Source organism: Fictibacillus nanhaiensis (assembly GCF_036213205.1).
In the GTDB taxonomy this organism is placed as follows: Bacteria; Bacillota; Bacilli; order Bacillales; family Fictibacillaceae; genus Fictibacillus; species Fictibacillus nanhaiensis_E.
Genome location: NZ_JARMFC010000005.1, coordinates 1 through 19,031, shown reverse-complemented (window position 1 = coordinate 19,031; position 19,031 = coordinate 1). Strand labels below are relative to the sequence as shown.

Genomic DNA, 19,031 nt, shown 5'->3' with positions numbered 1-19,031 from the left:
GAGGAATTTTCCATGTTTGACCATATAACCGTTTTAAAACAAGAATCAGTAGATGCTTTACACGTGAGACCAGATGGAATTTATGTTGATTGTACGTTAGGTGGTGCAGGTCATAGTGCATTAATCCTGTCCCAACTAGAAACTGGCCATCTATATGCATTTGATCAAGATGACATAGCTATTGAAAACGCTCGTCAGGTACTAAAGGAACATGAAGGAAAGTATACGATTATTCGCAGCAATTTCCGCCATATAAAAGAAGAGCTTTCTAAACGCGGCATACATAAAGTGGATGGCATCCTTTTTGACTTAGGTGTCTCATCTCCGCAGCTAGATGAAGCGGATAGAGGGTTTAGCTATCAGCATGATGCTGAACTTGATATGCGAATGGATCAATCAAGTGATCTTACAGCAAAAGAAGTTGTGAATGAATGGTCGTTCAATGAGTTGATGAAGATTATCTCGAGGTATGGCGAAGAAAAATTCGCTAAACAGATCGCTAGAAAGATTGAAGCGGCTCGTGAGAAAAAAAATATTCAAACAACTGGAGAACTTGTCGAAATAATTAAGGATGCTATTCCTGCTCCTGCAAGAAGAACAGGAGGTCATCCTGCAAAAAGGACGTTCCAAGCCATTCGTATTGCTGTAAATGATGAATTGAACGCTTTTGAAGATGCACTGCAAGATTCCATTGAACTATTAGATGTCGGTGGCAGGATTGCGGTTATCACATTTCATTCTTTAGAAGATCGTGCGTGTAAAAATATACTAAAAAAAGCAAGTACAGGTCCGGAACTCCCTCCAGGACTGCCGGTTATACCAGAAGAATACAAACCAGAATTAAAACTCATCACAAGAAAACCAATCGTACCAACAGACAACGAGCTTGACGAAAACAGAAGATCACGCTCAGCAAAATTAAGGGTCGCTGAAAAACAAAAATAGAGAGGAGAGCTAAAGTGAGCAATTTAGCCTATCAAGTTCAAAAACAACAAGTTCAGTTACAGCCAGAAAGAAACCCAAAGCCGGTACAACACTCATCCCGAAAATTATTTACAAAAGGTGAAGTCGTATTGTGGGGAGCTATGGGGGTCGTCTTAATTGCAGGATTAATTTGGCTCATTTCTCTATACGCATCTGTTTATCAGGCTACTGCTGAAGTTGAGAGCATTCAAAAAGACCTTACAGCAGAAACGAAAATCGTTGAAGATTATCACCTTCAAGTGACAGAACTAAGCAACCCTGAACGCATTATGAAGTTGGCAAAGAAACAAGGATTCATCTTTGATGATAAGAACGTAAAAGTGGTTCAGGACTAAGCAGGTGCTGTTATGAAGTTAAAAAGAAAAAACGTTGGAGCAGGTATTCTGATGGTCGTGTTTACCTTGCTCTTTTTTGTATTAACGAGTAAATTCTTTCTCGTGGCTTCTTCTCAGTCAGCAGAAGGAGTAGACCTAATTGAATACGGGAAAAGAAAATGGTTGAAGAGTGATGTTTTAGATGCAAAGCGCGGAACGATGTTTGATCGGAACGGAGAAGTGATCGCTCAAGATATCCCATCATACAGCGTGATAGCGATCCTTGATAAAAAGTATCCAAACCATATTAAAGACCCAGAAGAGGCTGCAGAAAAACTATCAAAAGTTCTGGATACTGACAAAGAAGACTTAGAAGAGCTTTTGAGTAAAGAAGACAGGTTTCAAGTAGAGGTTCCTGCTGGTAGAAAGGTTTCCTATCGTAAAAAAGAACAAATTGAAAAGATGAAGATTCCTGGAGTTGATTTTTTAAGAGAATCTAGAAGATATTATCCTAACCAAAGTTTTGCTGCACATGTATTAGGGTACACCGGGAACGGTGAAGAAGGTGTTCAGACTGGTCTGATGGGACTTGAAAAATCTTTAGACAAGTATTTGCAAGAAAAGGATGGCAAGATCTCCTTTGTTGGTGATGCGTTCAGCCGAGCAATTCCAGCAAATAAAGAATCAATCACACCACCAAAGCATGGACAAGATGTCTATTTAACGTTAGATGAGAAGATTCAGCTTTATTTAGATGAAGCGGTTCAAGAAGCTGCTAAGAAATATAAACCTGAAAAGATTACCGGAATTGTTGCTGATCCGAAAACGGGAAGAATTCTAGCGATGAGTAATTCGCCTAGTTTTAATCCGAACAAAAAAGATATAAAAAACTATACTAACTTTGCTGTTTCTTATCCGTTTGAACCGGGATCGACGATGAAGATCTTTACTTTAGCAGCTGCCATTGAGGAAGGTAAATATAACGGTAATGAAGTGTTCCAATCTGGATCGTATAAGCTTCCGAACATCGGAAGACCGATCTACGACCATAATAAAAGAGGATGGGGACCAATCACTTATAACGAAGGGGTTCAAAACTCTTCTAACGTTGCCTTCTCAAAACTTGTACGCGAAAAGCTAGGGTATGAGAAATATAGAAGTTATCTCTCAAAATTTGGTTTAGACCAAAAGACGAATATTGATTTGCCGAATGAGAAGAGCGGTTCCATTCTATATAACTATGAGATAGAAAAAGTAACGACTGCGTTCGGACAAGGAACAACGATTACACCAATTCAACAGATTCAAGCGGCTACAGCTATTGCGAATGGTGGTAAGATGATGAGACCATACGTGATTGATAAGATCATGGATCCAGAAACGAAGAAAACGGTGCTTTCAAATGAACCGAAAATTGCAGGCAAGCCGATTTCAGAAGAAACTGCAAAACAAGTTAGAGATATTTTAGAAACGGTAGTGACAGATGGAACAGGTAAACCTTATATGATTGACGGGTATAGTGTAGCCGGAAAGACAGGAACTGCCCAGATCGTTGGAAAAGACGGCAAGTACATTTCTGGTTGGGGAGAGAATGTTTTCTCTTTCTTAGGAATGGCGCCTAAAGATGATCCTAAACTGTTAGTCTATGTGGCTGTTGAACGCCCAAAGGTTGAATTCCCTGAGATGGGTTCTACACCTGTTGCTAATATTTTTACAAGCGTTATGAAAAGTGGGCTGCAATATTTAAATATCCAACCTGAAGCCCAAGTGAAAGATAAGTCTACAAAAGTAAAAAAATCTTACGGTAAAGAATTGCCGAATTACACCGGTCAGTCTGCTGAGAAAGCAAAAAGTGACTTAGAAAAACTCGGCATGGAAGTTTCAGTCATCGGTTCAGGTAACGAAATAACGAACCAAGAACCTTATGAGGGTGCTTACGTGATGAAAGGTGAAAGAGTCATATTAAAAACGTCTGGTGATGCTAAGATGCCTGATGTAAAAGACTGGTCTTACATGGATATCTTAAGAATCAGTAAGCTTCTCGGGTTGAAAGAAACCATAACGGGAAGTGGATTTGCAGTTAAGCAAAGCATTAAACCTGGTAACCCCGTTAAAGAAGGAGATTTCTTTGTTGTTCAACTAGAACCTCCTAAAGTAACAGAATCAGAAACAGATTCCGAAGTTGATGAGGATGTGGAAGGAACGGGATCTACAGAAGAAAAGTCCCAAGATGAAGATCTGCCGGTAACAGACTAAATGTTCTAGGCGCTTGTGTACAAGCATATATTTGAAACGAGACATACAAGGGAGGTATTGTGTGTGCGAGTTTCGAATGTAACTGTACGCAGGCGCTTAATTTTTGTTTTTGTTTTTGGAATAGCTTTCTTTTTTGTTATTTCTTTAAGACTCGGCTACGTCCAATTTGTGCTTGGAGATATGTTGACAGACAAAGCTCTTGATTCTTGGAGCAGAGACATTCCCTTTGAACCAAAAAGAGGGAAGATCTTAGACCGTAATGATGTGGTACTTGCTACAAATATTAGTGCTCCGACCGTTTTTGTCGTTCCAAGACAGATTAAAGAACCTAATGAAACAGCTGAAAAGTTGGCAGCCTTGTTAAATATATCAAAAACAGAAGTGTACCAGAGGCTTACTAAAAAAGCTTCCATCGTTAGAATTGATAACGGTGGACGGAAAATCAGCAATACGAAAGCAAAAGAAGTTGAAGCGTTAAATCTGCCAGGTGTTTTTGTTGCAGAAGACAGCAAAAGGCATTATCCATACGGATCTTACCTTTCTCATGTATTAGGCTTTGCAGGAATTGACAGTCAAGGACTCACAGGTCTAGAGCTTTATTACGATGAACAACTAAATGGTGAAAAAGGCCATATATCCTTCTTCTCAGATGCAAGAGGGCGCAGAATGCCATCGTTATCGGACAAGTACGAAAAACCGAAAGATGGATATGATCTTCGATTAACGACAGACTCACGTGTTCAAACGATTATCGAAAGAGAGCTCGATATCGCTCAAGCTACTTATGATCCTGATGGCGCGATAGCTATAGCTATGAATCCGAATACTGGAGAAATTCTTGGAATGAGCTCTCGGCCAGATTTTGATCCAGAAGAGTACAAGCGTGTTTCACCAGAAGTATACAATCGGAATCTGCCAGTGTGGGCTCAATATGAGCCAGGCTCCACCTTCAAGATTATTACGCTTGCAGCCGCACTCGAGGAAGATAAAGTTGACTTAGATAAAGATCATTTTCACGATCCTGGCTCTATCGAAGTTGCAGGGAGGAAGCTCAAATGCTGGAAAGCAGGAGGGCATGGTAGTCAGACCTTTTTAGAAGGCGTACAAAACTCTTGCAACCCCGGTTTCGTAATCCTTGGTCAACGTTTAGGGAAGGATAAACTTTTTGAGTATATAAAAGATTTTGGGTTTGGAGAAAAGACAGGTGTTGATTTGGCGGGTGAAGGAAAAGGAATCTTGTTCTCCTTAGATCGTGTTGGACCGCTGGAACTTGCAACAACGGCGTTTGGACAAGGTGTTTCTGTGACTCCGATTCAACAAGTAGCTGCTGTGTCTGCGGCCGTAAACGGAGGTTATTTGTACGAACCATATATAGCTAAAGAATTAGTTGATCCTCTCACGGGAGAAGTAGTAAGTAAGCAGACACCTAAACTTAAGAGAAAAGTGATCTCTGAAGAAACGTCTAAGGAAGTTAGACGAGCACTTGAAAGTGTTGTAGCTCAAGGTACTGGTAAGAATGCATTCGTAGATGGTTATCGTGTCGGAGGGAAAACAGGGACTGCTCAGAAGGCAGAAGGTGGCGTTTATTTAAAGAACAACCATATCGTATCCTTTATAGGTATGGCTCCTGCAAATAATCCAGAGATCGTAGTTTATGTGGCTATAGATAATCCAAAAGAAACTCTTCAGTTTGGTGGAATAGTCGCAGCACCAATCGTAGGAAATATTATAGAGGACAGTCTTTCTGCTATGGGTGTCAAAAAGCAAAAAGATCAGATTGAAAAAGAGAAAACATGGCTTGATGCTCCTGAAGTAGTCGTTCCGAATTTAGTTGGTAAACAAACGAAGGAATTAACGAATTTGCTGTATAATCTTAAGATTGAAACTTCCGGAAAAGGGAATTATATCGTACAGCAAGCTCCAAAAGCTGGCGTGAAGCTAGAAGCTGGCAAGACGATCCGTTTATTTTTGGGTGACAAAAAAGAAGTGGAAGATTAAAATAAAGAGTGTACACATAGCCAAGCGCGGATTCTTGCCTTGGCTTATTTTCTTTAAAGATGCATATTTATAGCTCTTTTCTAGAAAGGTCTTACGTTCAGCCCTTTAAAGCCAATGAAGTTAACACGGTGAATTGCCCTTTTCTATGAGCAACAGCATATGCGATAACAACGCTTTTTTAAAATTATAGGCATAACGATGATTAGAGGAGAGATCAGGATTAATGGAATTAAAAGAACTTCTTACATATTTAGTGAACTATGAAATGGATATCCAAGCCAATCCTGAAATTACCTCCGTTGAAATGGATTCCAGAAAAGCTGGGAAAGGCTGTCTTTTTGTGTGTATGGAAGGACTTCTGTTTGATGGACATGATTTTGCCAAAACAGTAGCAAATAACGGAGCTGCCGCTATTCTAGCAGAGAAAGATATCGATGTTAACATTCCTGTTATCAAAGTAAAAAACACAAAAAAAGCACTCGCGGTTTTAGCGGATGCCTTTTATGGACATCCTTCTCAGAAACTGCATTTGATCGGAATTACTGGTACGAATGGGAAGACAACAACTTCACATCTCATTGAAAAAGTGCTAAGCGATGCCGGGAAATGCACCGGAATGATCGGTACGATTGAAATGAAAATAAAAGATCAAAGCTTTAAGGTAGCTAATACTACACCTGATTCATTATTCTTGCAAAATGCCTTTTATCAGATGACCGAAGAAAAAGTAGAGGCAGCTGTTATGGAGGTTTCTTCTCATGCTCTTGTTCAAGGAAGAGTATGGGGATGTGACTTTGATATCGCTGTATTTACAAACTTGACACAAGATCATTTGGACTACCATAAAAATATGGAAGAATACCAATTTGCAAAGAGTCTTCTGTTTTCTCAAATGGGTAATACTTATAACAAATCAGATCGTAAAGTCGCTGTTCTTAATAACGATGATCCAGCTTCAAGAATGTTTGAAAGAGTAACATCGGCACAGGTTATTTCTTATGGAATTGATAATGATAGCGACGTTCGAGCGACCGATATAACGATCGGTTCTCAAGGGACTACGTTTAAGCTCCATACACCGGTCGGATCAAGAGATGTTACTTTGAAGCTGATCGGAAAGTTCTCCGTTTATAATGTGCTTGCAGCAACAACAGCATGTTTGTTATCTGGATTAGATTTGGATCAAATTCTTACAAGTCTAAAAGAAGTATCTGGAGTTTCAGGCAGATTCGAACCCGTAATAGCAGGTCAAGATTTTACTGTTATCGTTGATTACGCACACACGCCAGACAGTTTAGAAAATGTGTTACGAACCATTAAAGAATTTGCTACAGGAAAAATTACGGCGATCGTTGGGTGTGGTGGTGACCGTGATAAGACAAAGCGGCCAATTATGGCAGGAATTGCAGCTAATTTAGCTGATCAAGCTATCTTCACAAGTGATAATCCGCGAACAGAAGATCCTCTTCAAATCTTAAAAGATATGGAAGAGGGAGTGGATGGAGGAAATTATGTGACCATTCCTGACCGTAAAAAAGCAATTGAACATGCAGTTGAACAGGCTAGAGAAAACGATGTTATACTTATAGCCGGTAAAGGACACGAAACATATCAGATTATAGGTAAAGACATATTAGAATTTGATGATAGAGTCGTAGCAAGGGAAGCAATTAAGGCGGTGAAAAAATGAAGTTAGATTTTAAAGAGCTGGTCTCATTAGCAGATCGGACGAGTGGAAAGTATGAGAACCTTATATTAGAAGGTGTTTCAAAAGATACAAGATTTAAGAGTGAGAATGCATTATACCTGCCTATAGCTGGCGAGCGATTTGATGGTCATGATTTTTTACTAAATGCGATTCAGCAAGGATGTACAGCCACAGTCTGGCAGGAAGGTAAAGACCTTCCAGAAGGATTACCAGAGGATTTTCCAGTTCTATACACAACAGACACTGTGAAGTTTTTACAAGAAATATCAAAATATTACTTGAAGAAGATCAACCCTGTAGTTGTAGCTGTAACAGGCAGTAACGGAAAAACAACCACAAAAGATATGATAGAAAGTGTTTCGTCAGCAAACTTTATGACATTTAAAACACAGGGAAACTACAATAATCATATTGGAATGCCTCTAACTATTCTTGCGATGGAAGAAAATACAGAAGTACTAATCCTGGAAATGGGTATGAGTGATTATGGAGAGATTTCTCTTTTGAGTAAGATCGCAGAGCCAGATGTTGCTGTTATCACGAATATCGGTGAAAGTCATCTTGAACAACTTGGTAGTCGTGAAGGAATCGCTAAAGCTAAACTTGAGATTGCAGATGGTCTAAAGCAAGGCGGGTTGTTTATCATCGATGGTGATGAACCGCTGCTTTCACATGTTAAAGGTGAGAACGTGTTGCAAGTTGGATTCGGTGATTCAAATACACTGAAGCTATCAAACCTTAAGACAGATGTAAATGGAGTAACGTTTACTTTAGAAGAAGGTACAACCGTTTATCGCATTCCGATGCTAGGACGTCATAATATTAAAAATGCAGCATATGCCATAGCTGTAGGTCATTATTTGAACATAGAAGAAAATAAAATATTAGAAGGTCTTGAGAGTCTTAAGGTTACATCCATGAGGCTTGAAATGAAAAGTGGCAAGAACGATACTCTTCTTATCAACGATGCCTATAATGCTAGTCCTACTAGTATGATCGCTGCTTTAGAAACACTTGGTGAACTAAAGGATTATTCTCAAAAAGTCGCTGTTCTTGGGGATATGTATGAATTAGGTTCGAATGAGGAAGAAATGCATCGTAACATGGCTAAGCATGTGGACGATGCGATCTCACACGTAATATGTGTGGGACAAAAAGGTGCTTGGATTGCAGATGAATTAAAAAAACATAAACGTAAAGACCTTGAAGTTATTCAATGTCTAACAAAAGAAGAAGCGGAAGAACCAATATCTAGTTTATTATCAAAAGACACTGCTATTCTTTTTAAAGCATCAAGAGGGATGGTATTAGAAACCCTTGTCTCGAAATTTTTAGAAGAAGAACAGGAGTCGAAAAAATGATTGAGCAAGTCTTATTATTTACGTTAGTTGCTTCCTTTTTAATCGCGGTATTAAGTTCACCATTTTTTATACCGTTTTTAAGAAGATTAAAATTTGGACAGAGCATACGTGATGAAGGTCCAAAATCTCACCAAAAAAAGCAAGGTACACCCACTATGGGCGGGATCGTAATCGTCTTAGCCCTTGTAATCGCAACATATGCGATGACTGCGAAGTTTTTTGCAGTTACAGCAGAAACCCATTTACTTATCCTTGTTACTTTAGGATACGGACTTATTGGATTTTTAGATGACTTTATTAAAGTAGTTAAGAAACGAAATCTTGGGTTAACATCTAAACAGAAGTTAGTAGGTCAATTGATAATTGCAGCTCTTTTCTTCTTTGGTTTAAGAGCCATTGATTTCTCAACTGAAATTTCAGTTCCCGGGACAGATTTTTCGTTTGATCTAGGATGGTTTTATCCAGTATTAGTAGTATTCATGTTAATCGGAGCTTCTAATGCGGTAAACCTTACGGATGGATTGGACGGATTGTTAGCAGGTACAGCTGCTATTGCATTTGGTGCATTTGCAGTGTTATCTTCTACTATTCTCCAATTTGAAGCTGCTATTTTCTGTGTGGCTGTAGTTGGTGCTGTACTTGGCTTTTTAGTTTTTAATGCACACCCTGCGAAAGTGTTTATGGGAGACACTGGTTCACTCGCATTAGGTGGTGCTATTAGCGCGGTCGCAATCTTAACAAAGCTTGAGATTTTACTTGTTATCATTGGTGGAGTTTTTGTAATCGAAACGCTTTCTGTAATGATTCAAGTAGCATCATTCAAGCTAACTCGTAAGCGTGTGTTTAAGATGAGCCCGCTTCATCATCACTATGAACTGTCAGGCTGGAGTGAATGGCGTATTGTCGTTACATTTTGGCTTGTAGGATTGGTATTTGCAGCATTAGGAATTTATTTAGAGGTGTGGGTATAGATGAAAGACACTACATTTTTTAATGATAAGAAGATATTAATCGTAGGATTAGCCAAGAGCGGTTTTGCTGGTGCAAAACTGCTTCATTCTTTTGGAGCACATTTAACGGTGAACGACAAGAGTCCTAGAGAAGGAAATGTTGAAGCAGAAAAACTTGAAGAGCTTGGAATTAAAGTAGTTTGTGGAGAACATCCGTTGGCATTACTAGACGACCAGTTAGATTTCGTTGTTAAGAATCCAGGAATTCCTTATCAGAACCCATTGATTGATGAAGCGGTTAAACGAAACATTCCTGTTTATACAGAAGTGGAAATAGCAGGTATGATTTCTGAAGCATCAATTATTGCAATTACAGGTTCAAACGGCAAGACAACAACCACAACCTTAATCGGTGATATGTTAAAAAACAGTGATAAAACACCAATCGTAGCTGGAAATATAGGTACGGTGTTCTCTGAGGTTGCCGCAAAGTCTACAGTGAATGATATATTAGTAGCTGAACTTTCGAGTTTTCAATTAATGGGTACAGAGCGTTTTAAGCCACAGATTGCTGTCTTTCTGAACCTATTTGAAGCACATTTAGATTACCACGGTTCACTTGATGAGTATGGAAAAGCAAAAGCTAAAATTACTGAAAACCAAGATCCCTCTGATTATGTGATCTACAATGCAGATGATGAACGTGTCTTTCGTTTAATGAAGGATTCTAAGGCTCAACATGTACCTTTTTCTGTAAAAGAGAAATATGAGGATGGCGTTTATGTTGAAGAAGGTGCGCTGTATTTTCAACAGCAAAAAGTTATTGAGTTGAGTGAAATCGTGTTACCCGGCAAACACAATCTCTCTAACATTATGGCAGCAGTAGCAGCTTCACTATTGGCCGGTGCTACTTTAAAACAAATTCATCAGGTTCTAACTTCGTTTCCTGGGGTTAAACACCGTCTCCAATATGTGGGAGAATTTAGCGGAAGACGTTTCTACAATGATTCGAAAGCTACGAATATATTAGCAACGAATGCAGCGTTGTCTGCATTTGAACAACCAGTCGTCTTACTAGCTGGGGGACTTGATCGTGGAAATTCTTTTGATGACCTGCTTCCGTCACTCAAAAATGTAAAAGCTATCGTTACTTTTGGTCAAACAGCAGAAAAATTAGCGGAAACAGCGAAACAAGCAGGAATACAAACGATAAAACGTGCTGATAATGTGGAAGATGCTGTTCCCCTTGCGTATAGTCTATCAGACGAAGAAGACGTTATCTTATTATCCCCTGCATGTGCAAGCTGGGATCAATATAAGACATTCGAACAAAGAGGGGACATGTTTATCAACTCTGTGCATAAACTTAAATAAGGTTTGTACAAATAAGAAGAGTTGAGGTGTTTCCCATTGCCTGCAACGAGATCAACCCCTGATATTATTATGATCGTAGTTACGCTAATGTTGTTATCGATTGGTATCATAATGGTTTATAGCGCAAGTGCAGATTTAGGACTATACAAGTTTAATGATGCGTTCTTTTTTGCAAAGCGACAACTGTTATTTGCCGGTGTAGGTATTGCAGCGATGTTTTTTATCATGAACATCAATTATATGACGTGGAGAGTCTGGTCAAAGATTCTCCTGATTATTTGTTTTGTTTTATTGATCGCTGTACTTGTCCCTGGTATTGGAATGGTTCGAGGCGGTGCGAGAAGCTGGATTGGTGTAGGTGCTTTTTCCATTCAGCCGTCTGAATTTATGAAATTAGCCATGATCACATTTTTAGCTAAGTATCTATCAGAGCATCAGAAAAAGATCACTTCCCTGAAAAAAGGTTTAGTACCTACTCTCGGATTAGTGATGATTGCATTTGGCATGATCATGCTTCAGCCAGATCTAGGAACAGGAGCCGTGATGGTCGGAACAAGTATCGTGATGGTTTTTGTTGCAGGTGCCCGAATCTCTCATTTTGTAGGTATGGCTTTAATCGGTGTTATCGGACTTGCAGGATTAATTATTTCTGCTCCATACCGTATGAAGAGGATTACTTCATTCCTCGATCCATGGAGTGACCCATTAGGAAGCGGATTTCAAATTATCCAATCTCTTTATTCACTCGGACCAGGTGGATTGCTTGGATTAGGTTTAGGGCAAAGTAGACAAAAGTTCGGTTACCTACCTGAGCCCCAAACGGATTTTATATTTGCGATTCTCTCTGAGGAGCTCGGTTTTATCGGTGCTGTTTTTGTATTGATTTTGTTTAGCCTTCTCTTATGGCGTGGAATTAGAATTGCCTTAGGTGCCCCAGATCTTTTCGGTAGCTTTTTAGCGATAGGAATTATAGGGATGGTCGCCATACAGGTAATGATTAATATCGGGGTTGTAACAGGTTTGATGCCCGTAACTGGAATTACGTTGCCGTTTTTAAGTTATGGAGGATCTTCATTAACTCTGATGCTTGCTTCAATTGGAGTAATCCTCAATATTAGCCGTTATTCAAGGTATTAATACTTGAGTTTCAAAGGAAATTCTCTTATTCTAAAAATAGCGATTTAAAGACGTTACCCTGTCAATTATGGCAGGGTAACTTCTTTTTCTGTATTTGTTTTTTAATGTAATTGTTTCTTATACTCTAGTCTCTGCTCTTAAATTCTTGTCTCCAAAGACAGTTGATTGTAGTGCAAGGATCCGAGACTCCTGCGGGACAGGCGGGCAGTCCTAAAAGTGAAAGTGGCTCGTTAGCCCCGACCAGCAAATGGTGAATGGGCTAGCAAGGCGTACTTTGCCTTGTGGACCAATTAGCTTTTGACCTCGAGGGGCTAGCCACTGCAACTAGGCAGGTGAGACACTTATACGAGAATCGTACGAATGTGGCTCACCGCCTGCCCCGCGGAAAGCGAGCATCCTGTAACGGAAATCAACCACATTCAAGAACGACAACGGTAATCAGACGTCGTTTTTCAAAAATAAGAAACAAAATCGTTAGTTCTGACGAATACTACTTTGTCGATGTTTAAGGACAATGAAAACATGGAAAAGATTAACGCATAGCATATAAATAGAACGATGCGTATGAACGTAGGGGGTTTTTAATCATGTATAGCCAATTAGCTGAGAAATTAAAAAGTGAAGATCTAGGGACTGTCCTTGTAAATGAACCATTAAAAAATCACACTACATTAAAAATTGGAGGACCGGCTGATCTCTTTTATGAACCGAAAGATATTGAAAGTCTAAAGAAAGCATTAAGTTTTATAAAAGAAGCGAACGCACCGATACGTGCAATCGGAAGAGGATCTAACCTTCTTGTTGCTGATGGAGGAATAGAAGGTGTTGTCATTAAAGTAGGGGAGGGGATCAACCACCTTGAAAAAGATGATAACACGATAAGAGTCGGCGGAGGATATTCGCTTATACCGCTTGCGACTTTAATGTCACGTGAAGCATATACAGGTCTTGAATTTGCGGCAGGTATACCAGGATCAGTTGGTGGCGCTGTATTCATGAATGCAGGTGCTCATGGCTCTGATATGTCAAAGATTGTTGAGAAGGCTTTGATTTTATTACCAGACGGTGAGCTTAAATGGCTTTCTAACGAAGAACTGAACTTCTCTTATCGAACTTCTATCCTTCAAGAAACAGGTGGGATCTGTGTAGAAGTTATCCTCGTTTTGGATAAAGGTGATAAAGAGACCATTATGGCAGAGCTTAAAAAGAATAAAGATTATCGCAGAAACACTCAGCCTTGGAACTTTCCATGCTGTGGAAGTGTGTTCCGTAATCCGCTACCAAATTATGCAGGACATCTTATTGAGACATCAGGGCTTAAAGGAACTAAAGTAGGCGGTGCACAAGTTTCTGAGATGCATGCTAATTTTATTGTGAATACTGGAGATGCAAAAGCAAAAGACGTGCTGGATCTAATTAGCTTTATACAAAAAACGATCAAAGAGAAGCATGGGGTTGAGCTTCATACAGAAGTTGAGATCATTGGTAGAAATGATTAACAAAAAATTGGATAAATAGTGCTGAATTGCGGCTTATCCGTGCTATAATACAAAGAACAAGAAAAAATTAACTTTTGACGTTTAAACGAACCATACATTTCGTTATCTTCTGACAGTTGGACTGTTATCAGTACCTTTTGAAGACTTGGCGTCTAACAGCCAAGTTCTTTTATTTCTGTCAACTGTTAATGCTTCTTGTACTAACTTATAAAACGGAGGAAGAGGATGGACAAGGTAAAGGTTGTCAAGATTGAGGACCGAATTCCGAAGCTGAAAGAACATCGCAAACAAAAAGCAAATCGTCGTCTTATTTATTACTTGTCCTTTTTCTTCCTGTTATTGTTGGTCGTCGTTTATTTTCAATCTGATCTTAGTCATGTGAAGAAAATTACCGTCTCAGGCAACTATTTTGTAACCAACAATGAGATTCTTGAAAAAAGTAAAATCTCAACAAGTACAAAGTATTTAAATGTATCTGAGGATGAAATCATGGAGCGTCTAGAAGGTATCTCTGAAGTTAGTTCCGTATCCATCCAAAAGAAATTTTTTAACCAAGTTGTAATAAAAGTGAGTGAATATCAACGTGTCGGCTATTTCAGGAAAGAGAACATATATTACCCAATGCTTCAGAACGGGAAGATGTTAGAACCTCTTAAGAAAAATGAGAGACCTGTAAATGCACCTGTAATTGTCAGCTGGAGGGATCCAGAACAACTAGAGGTGATGGCTCAGGAACTGCAAAAGCTGCCTGAAGGAATCATTCATCGTATTTCAGAGATCACACATACACCTTCATCCAATAGTCCAAACCAACTAACGTTGTTTATGACGGATGGAAACAAAGTGGTAACAACGATCTCAAAGTTCTCAGAAAGGCTGACAGCTTATCCATCTTTAGTGAGCGAGCTAAAGTCTGACGAAAAGGGAACTTTTTATTTAGGAATCAGCACACGTTTTGAACGATACAACCAAGTGGAGGAAAGTAATGAGCAAAATTAAAGGGACGCATCTTTTTCTATCTTTAATCCTTCTCGTTACCGGGTTCATATTATCTTTCTCCTATCAGAGAGCACAGATCGAAAAGCAAAATGTTGTGCAGAACAATGAATGGAAAAAAGAAGATTCATTGCGAAGCCAAATATTAAATCTTCAAAAAACCAATAGAGAAATAGCAGGCGACCTTCAAAGTCTGCAGCAAAATGTTGAGAAGAAAGAAAATAAGCTAGCAGATCAAGAGGAGATATCTTCTAAACTAGTAGAAGATTTAAAAGAGCTCAGAATGGTAGTAGGAAACGTAAAAGTGAAAGGGGAGGGGGTAGAAGTTACTCTTCAAGACTCCTCCTATATACCGGAAGGGGAGAACCCTAACGATTATATCGTCCATGAAGAACATATAAGAAGTGTCATAGACGAACTTCACGTATCAGGCGCAGAAGCAATTGCGATAAACGGACAAAGGATCTCTCATGATACGTATATCGCTTGTATCGGACCTGTCGTTTCTGTGGATGGTAACCAATATCCTGCGCCCTTTGTTATAACAGCAATCGGGAATTCCACAACCCTAGAGAAATCTTTGAATCTATATATCGTTGATAAAATTGTCAATGATGGAGTAGAAGTAAGAGTGGAGCAAGAAAGCGCGATCGAGATGGAGCCATTTATTACAGAAGAGGGATGAGTCAGTTGAAAGAAAGACAATTCATGTTCGCATCAATTGCCCTCATACTTGGCGGAATGCTGGCGATCCAATTTGAGACCACAAACAATCCTGTTGTTCGGGATACAAGAGATTTATGGGAATTAAGAGCCGATTTGGAAAAAGAAAAACAGCGTCAGCAGGAGCTTAATGAGGAATTTGAACGCTATAGTGAACTCCTAAACCAATATAAAGGTGACGGGAAAGACGAAAAAATCCAAGCAATGGAAAAAGCGCTATGGGATTTAAAAAAACAGGCAGGATTAACCACGATTAGCGGACAAGGAATCGTAATAACGATCGAACCTTTTAATGAAGAGCTAATTGGAGTAGATCAACCTGTTCCTAAAATAGATCCTGATATGCTTAGAAGACTTGTAAATGAATTAAACCGATACGATGCAAACGAGATCAGCATAGATGGACAACGTGTCGTATCCAAAACTCCAATCCGTGAAGTGAATGGAAACATATACATAAACAATGAGCCTGTTTCATCATTTCCGATTGAAATCAGAGTTTTGGCAAAAAACAATGAAAAACTGCATCAAAAGATTATTGCTTCACCAGCTGTAGAGGAGTTTATCCGTGAAAATTTTCTTGTCGAATCTAAACAAACAGCTAAAGTTATTTTGCCAGCTTTCGATAAAGATATGAAGGTGAAGTTTATGAAACCGGCAAAGGAGGAAACGTAAGATGTGGTTGCCGGTACTTGGACTATTATTAGGTCTACTATTAGGATTCATGTCTGATATTCGGGTCCCTCCAGAATATGCAAACTATCTATCAATCGCTGTCTTAGCTGCACTGGATACCTTATTCGGAGGTATACGTGCACATCTTCAAGGCAGTTTTGAAGATAAAGTGTTCATTACAGGTTTTTTCTTTAACATTTTATTGGCTGCAGGGCTCGCATACTTAGGGGTACACCTTGGTATTGACCTGTATCTAGCTGCAATTTTTGCATTTGGTGTTAGGTTGTTTAATAATATTGCAGTTATTAGACGCTTAATGATTTCTAAATGGTCAGATTCGCGCAAAAAGGCCTAAAAAATTTGAAAAAACGGTAAAAAAAAAGAGGGATAACCCGTTGTTTGTGGAATTTATTCCATAATTAAGTGCAAATTAAGGGATTTTTAAAAATTTAAGAAGATTTATTGGATGAAAGGTAAGGAGGTGCCACAGAATGAACAGCAATGAAATTTATGTAAGTTTAGACATCGGTACATCCAATATTAAAGTGATCATTGGAGAAATGACTAGTGAGTCCTTTAATGTTATTGGTGTTGGCCATGCAAAATCAGCTGGGATCAGAAAAGGTTCCATTGTAGATATTGACGAAACTGTTCGTTCCATAAGAAAAGCCGTAGAGCAAGCAGAAAGAATGTTAGGTATTCCTATAAATGCAGTAATTGTAGGTGTAAAAGGAAACCATATTCAACTTCAGCCATGCCACGGTGTAGTTGCGGTATCAAAAGAAGACCGAGAAATTGGTGATGATGACATTGCTAGAGTAATAGAGGCAGCTCAGGTTATGTCAGTGCCTCCAGAACGCGAAATTATCGATGTGATCCCACGACAATTTATTGTTGACGGTACAGATGAGATTATTGATCCACGAGGTATGTTAGGTGTCCGCCTTGAGATGGAAGGAACAGTGATAACAGGTTCCAAAACAATCTTACATAATTTATTACGATGCGTAGAAAGAGCTGGACTTACAGTTGCAGACATCTGTTTAGAGCCATTGGCAACATCATCGATTGCACTTTCACGTGATGAGATGGAGCTTGGTGTAGCCCTTATTGATATTGGTGGCGGTTCTACTACACTCTCTGTATTTGACCAAGGCACGATGCAATTAACTTCAGTCCTTCCGATTGGTGGAGACTTTATAACAAAAGATATTTCGATCGGGTTAAGAACATCTGCTGAAGATGCAGAAAAGATCAAGCTGAAGCATGGTCATTCTTTCGTGGATTATGCGTCAAAAGATGAGACATTTACTGTATCGCAAATTGGATCTTCACAAGAACAAGAAATCTCGCAGTACGAGCTCTCATTAATTATTGAAGCTCGTATGGCTGAAATATTTGAGATGATTGATGATGAATTGCATCAGCGTGGATATTCCGAACTGCCTGGCGGATTTGTTATTACAGGCGGTGTTGCTGCAATTCCAGGAGTACTTGAACTCGCTCAAGATATCTTCCAGCAGAACGTACGCGTTTCATTGCCAGATTATATCGGAGTTAGAGAACCAAAGTTTACAGCAGGGGTTGGATTAATCCAATTCACTCACAAAAATATTAAAGTTCAAGGAAAAGAAGTTGCCACTGCGTTAGTTGATAACGCTGGAGAACCTTTACCTAAAAAGAAACAACAATCCAGCCAAAAATCGGGCCAAGAAAAACAATCCGGTGGCATGAAATCAAAAGTCAAAGACTGGTTTGGTTTATTTTTCGAATAACATTAAGGAACTAGTCATTAGGAGGAACGCTCATGTTAGAGTTTGATATGAATATGGATCAATTGGCGACAATTAAAGTTATTGGTGTTGGTGGCGGCGGAAGCAACGCCGTTAACCGTATGATCGAACACGGTGTACAAGGTGTAGAATTCATCTGTGTAAATACAGATGCTCAAGCCTTGAATCTTTCTAAAGCACCTGTGAAAATGCAGATCGGAACGAAATTAACACGAGGACTTGGGGCGGGTGCAAACCCTGATATCGGTAAAAAAGCAGCTGAAGAAAGCCGTGAACAGATCGAAGAAGCGCTTAGCGGTGCTGATATGGTTTTCGTAACAGCTGGAATGGGCGGCGGTACAGGGACTGGTGCTGCTCCTGTAGTTGCAGAGATCGCTAAAGATCTTGGCGCACTTACAGTAGGAGTTGTTACAAGACCATTCACTTTTGAAGGACGTAAACGTTCTACTCAAGCAGTTGGTGGAATTTCTGTATTAAAAGAGAAAGTGGATACTTTAATTGTAATCCCAAATGATCGATTGCTTGAAATCGTTGATAAAAATACTCCGATGCTAGAAGCTTTCCGTGAAGCGGATAATGTTCTTCGCCAAGGTGTACAAGGTATTTCGGATCTAATCGCTGTACCAGGATTGATCAACCTTGACTTTGCCGATGTAAAAACAATCATGACTGAACGTGGATCTGCACTTATGGGTATCGGTGTAGGTACTGGTGAGAATCGTGCCGCTGAAGCTGCAAAGAAAGCTATTTCATCTCCACTTCTTGAAACATCTATTGATGGAGCAAAAGGTGTATTGATGAACATTACAGGTGGAGCTAACTTGAGTCTTTATGAAGTGAACGAAGCAGCAGATATCGTTTCATCTGCTTCAGATCCTGAAGTAAACATGATCTTTGGTTCCGTAATTAACGAAGAACTAAAAGATGAGATCCTAGTTACAGTTATTGCGACTGGATTTGATGAAACGGAGAAGATGGTTAATAACCAACAAAGAGCTGAACGCCCTAGAATGCAGCAAGCTCCTACTTCTAATACGTCTCATTCTTCTCAAACTCAATCTCAACCGCAAAGTCAGTCTCAACAAGGGCAAACTCGTGAAGAGAGCCAAGAATCAAGAAATACCTCTTACACGAATGCTGATTCAGATACGCTTGATATTCCAACTTTCTTGCGTAACCGCAGTCGTAATAGAAGAAGATAAATATAAAAATGAAAGCATGTTCTCTATTTTAGAGAGCATGCTTCAGAACGTAGACAAACCC

Annotated in this window: 17 protein-coding genes; all 17 read left to right on the top strand. The window is 39.4% G+C overall.

Annotated features, from left to right (window positions below; genetic code table 11):
• Positions 1–12 precede the first annotated feature (12 nt).
• Positions 13–945 carry a 16S rRNA (cytosine(1402)-N(4))-methyltransferase RsmH gene (gene rsmH, locus P4V41_RS04530; RefSeq protein ID WP_328083608.1) on the top strand — a complete coding sequence of 311 codons (933 nt, stop codon included), beginning with the start codon at positions 13–15 and terminating at the stop codon, positions 943–945.
• A 14-nt stretch (positions 946–959) separates the two neighbouring features.
• Positions 960–1,319: a cell division protein FtsL gene (gene ftsL, locus P4V41_RS04525; protein ID WP_328083607.1), complete on the top strand. Its 360-nt coding sequence runs from the start codon at positions 960–962 to the stop codon at positions 1,317–1,319.
• Between the two features lie 12 nt (positions 1,320–1,331).
• Positions 1,332–3,554, top strand: coding sequence for a penicillin-binding protein (locus P4V41_RS04520; RefSeq protein WP_328083606.1), 2,223 nt, complete (start codon positions 1,332–1,334; stop codon positions 3,552–3,554).
• A 63-nt stretch (positions 3,555–3,617) separates the two neighbouring features.
• Positions 3,618–5,552 carry a stage V sporulation protein D gene (locus P4V41_RS04515; protein WP_328083605.1) on the top strand — a complete coding sequence of 645 codons (1,935 nt, stop codon included), beginning with the start codon at positions 3,618–3,620 and terminating at the stop codon, positions 5,550–5,552.
• 223 nt (positions 5,553–5,775) lie between these two features.
• Positions 5,776–7,242 carry a UDP-N-acetylmuramoyl-L-alanyl-D-glutamate--2,6-diaminopimelate ligase gene (locus tag P4V41_RS04510; RefSeq protein ID WP_328083604.1) on the top strand — a complete coding sequence of 489 codons (1,467 nt, stop codon included), beginning with the start codon at positions 5,776–5,778 and terminating at the stop codon, positions 7,240–7,242.
• Complete coding sequence (locus P4V41_RS04505) at positions 7,239–8,621, top strand: UDP-N-acetylmuramoyl-tripeptide--D-alanyl-D-alanine ligase (RefSeq protein ID WP_328083603.1); 1,383 nt, start codon at positions 7,239–7,241, stop codon at positions 8,619–8,621. Before P4V41_RS04510 ends, P4V41_RS04505 begins: the two co-directional genes overlap by 4 nt.
• Entirely contained in the window at positions 8,618–9,592 is a 975-nt protein-coding gene (gene mraY / locus P4V41_RS04500; protein WP_197127651.1) for a phospho-N-acetylmuramoyl-pentapeptide-transferase, read from the top strand. Before P4V41_RS04505 ends, mraY begins: the two co-directional genes overlap by 4 nt.
• Positions 9,593–10,945 (top strand): UDP-N-acetylmuramoyl-L-alanine--D-glutamate ligase, encoded by a 1,353-nt coding sequence (gene murD, locus P4V41_RS04495; protein WP_328083602.1) that lies wholly within the window; start codon positions 9,593–9,595, stop codon positions 10,943–10,945.
• A 69-nt stretch (positions 10,946–11,014) separates the two neighbouring features.
• The gene (gene spoVE, locus P4V41_RS04490) at positions 11,015–12,082 is read left to right on the top strand and encodes a stage V sporulation protein E (protein ID WP_419181288.1); all 1,068 of its coding nucleotides are present in this window, start codon (positions 11,015–11,017) and stop codon (positions 12,080–12,082) included.
• Between the two features lie 281 nt (positions 12,083–12,363).
• Complete coding sequence (locus P4V41_RS04485) at positions 12,364–12,591, top strand: hypothetical protein (protein WP_328083600.1); 228 nt, start codon at positions 12,364–12,366, stop codon at positions 12,589–12,591.
• A gap of 78 nt (positions 12,592–12,669) precedes the next feature.
• The gene (murB, locus tag P4V41_RS04480) at positions 12,670–13,581 is read left to right on the top strand and encodes a UDP-N-acetylmuramate dehydrogenase (RefSeq protein WP_328083599.1); all 912 of its coding nucleotides are present in this window, start codon (positions 12,670–12,672) and stop codon (positions 13,579–13,581) included.
• 225 nt (positions 13,582–13,806) lie between these two features.
• Positions 13,807–14,580, top strand: a complete 774-nt coding sequence (locus P4V41_RS04475; protein ID WP_328083598.1) for a cell division protein FtsQ/DivIB — start codon at positions 13,807–13,809, stop codon at positions 14,578–14,580.
• Positions 14,567–15,262 (top strand): DUF881 domain-containing protein, encoded by a 696-nt coding sequence (locus tag P4V41_RS04470; RefSeq protein WP_328083597.1) that lies wholly within the window; start codon positions 14,567–14,569, stop codon positions 15,260–15,262. Before P4V41_RS04475 ends, P4V41_RS04470 begins: the two co-directional genes overlap by 14 nt.
• 5 nt (positions 15,263–15,267) lie before the next feature.
• On the top strand, positions 15,268–15,975 hold the full coding sequence (locus P4V41_RS04465; RefSeq protein WP_328083596.1) for a DUF881 domain-containing protein: 708 nt from the start codon (positions 15,268–15,270) through the stop codon (positions 15,973–15,975).
• A 1-nt stretch (position 15,976) separates the two neighbouring features.
• Positions 15,977–16,330 (top strand): small basic family protein, encoded by a 354-nt coding sequence (locus tag P4V41_RS04460; RefSeq protein WP_328083595.1) that lies wholly within the window; start codon positions 15,977–15,979, stop codon positions 16,328–16,330.
• A 136-nt stretch (positions 16,331–16,466) separates the two neighbouring features.
• On the top strand, positions 16,467–17,750 hold the full coding sequence (gene ftsA / locus P4V41_RS04455) for a cell division protein FtsA (protein WP_328083594.1): 1,284 nt from the start codon (positions 16,467–16,469) through the stop codon (positions 17,748–17,750).
• A 32-nt stretch (positions 17,751–17,782) separates the two neighbouring features.
• A complete protein-coding gene (gene ftsZ / locus P4V41_RS04450; RefSeq protein ID WP_328083593.1) occupies positions 17,783–18,970 on the top strand; it encodes a cell division protein FtsZ in 1,188 nt (395 codons plus the stop codon).
• Positions 18,971–19,031: the final 61 nt, after the last annotated feature.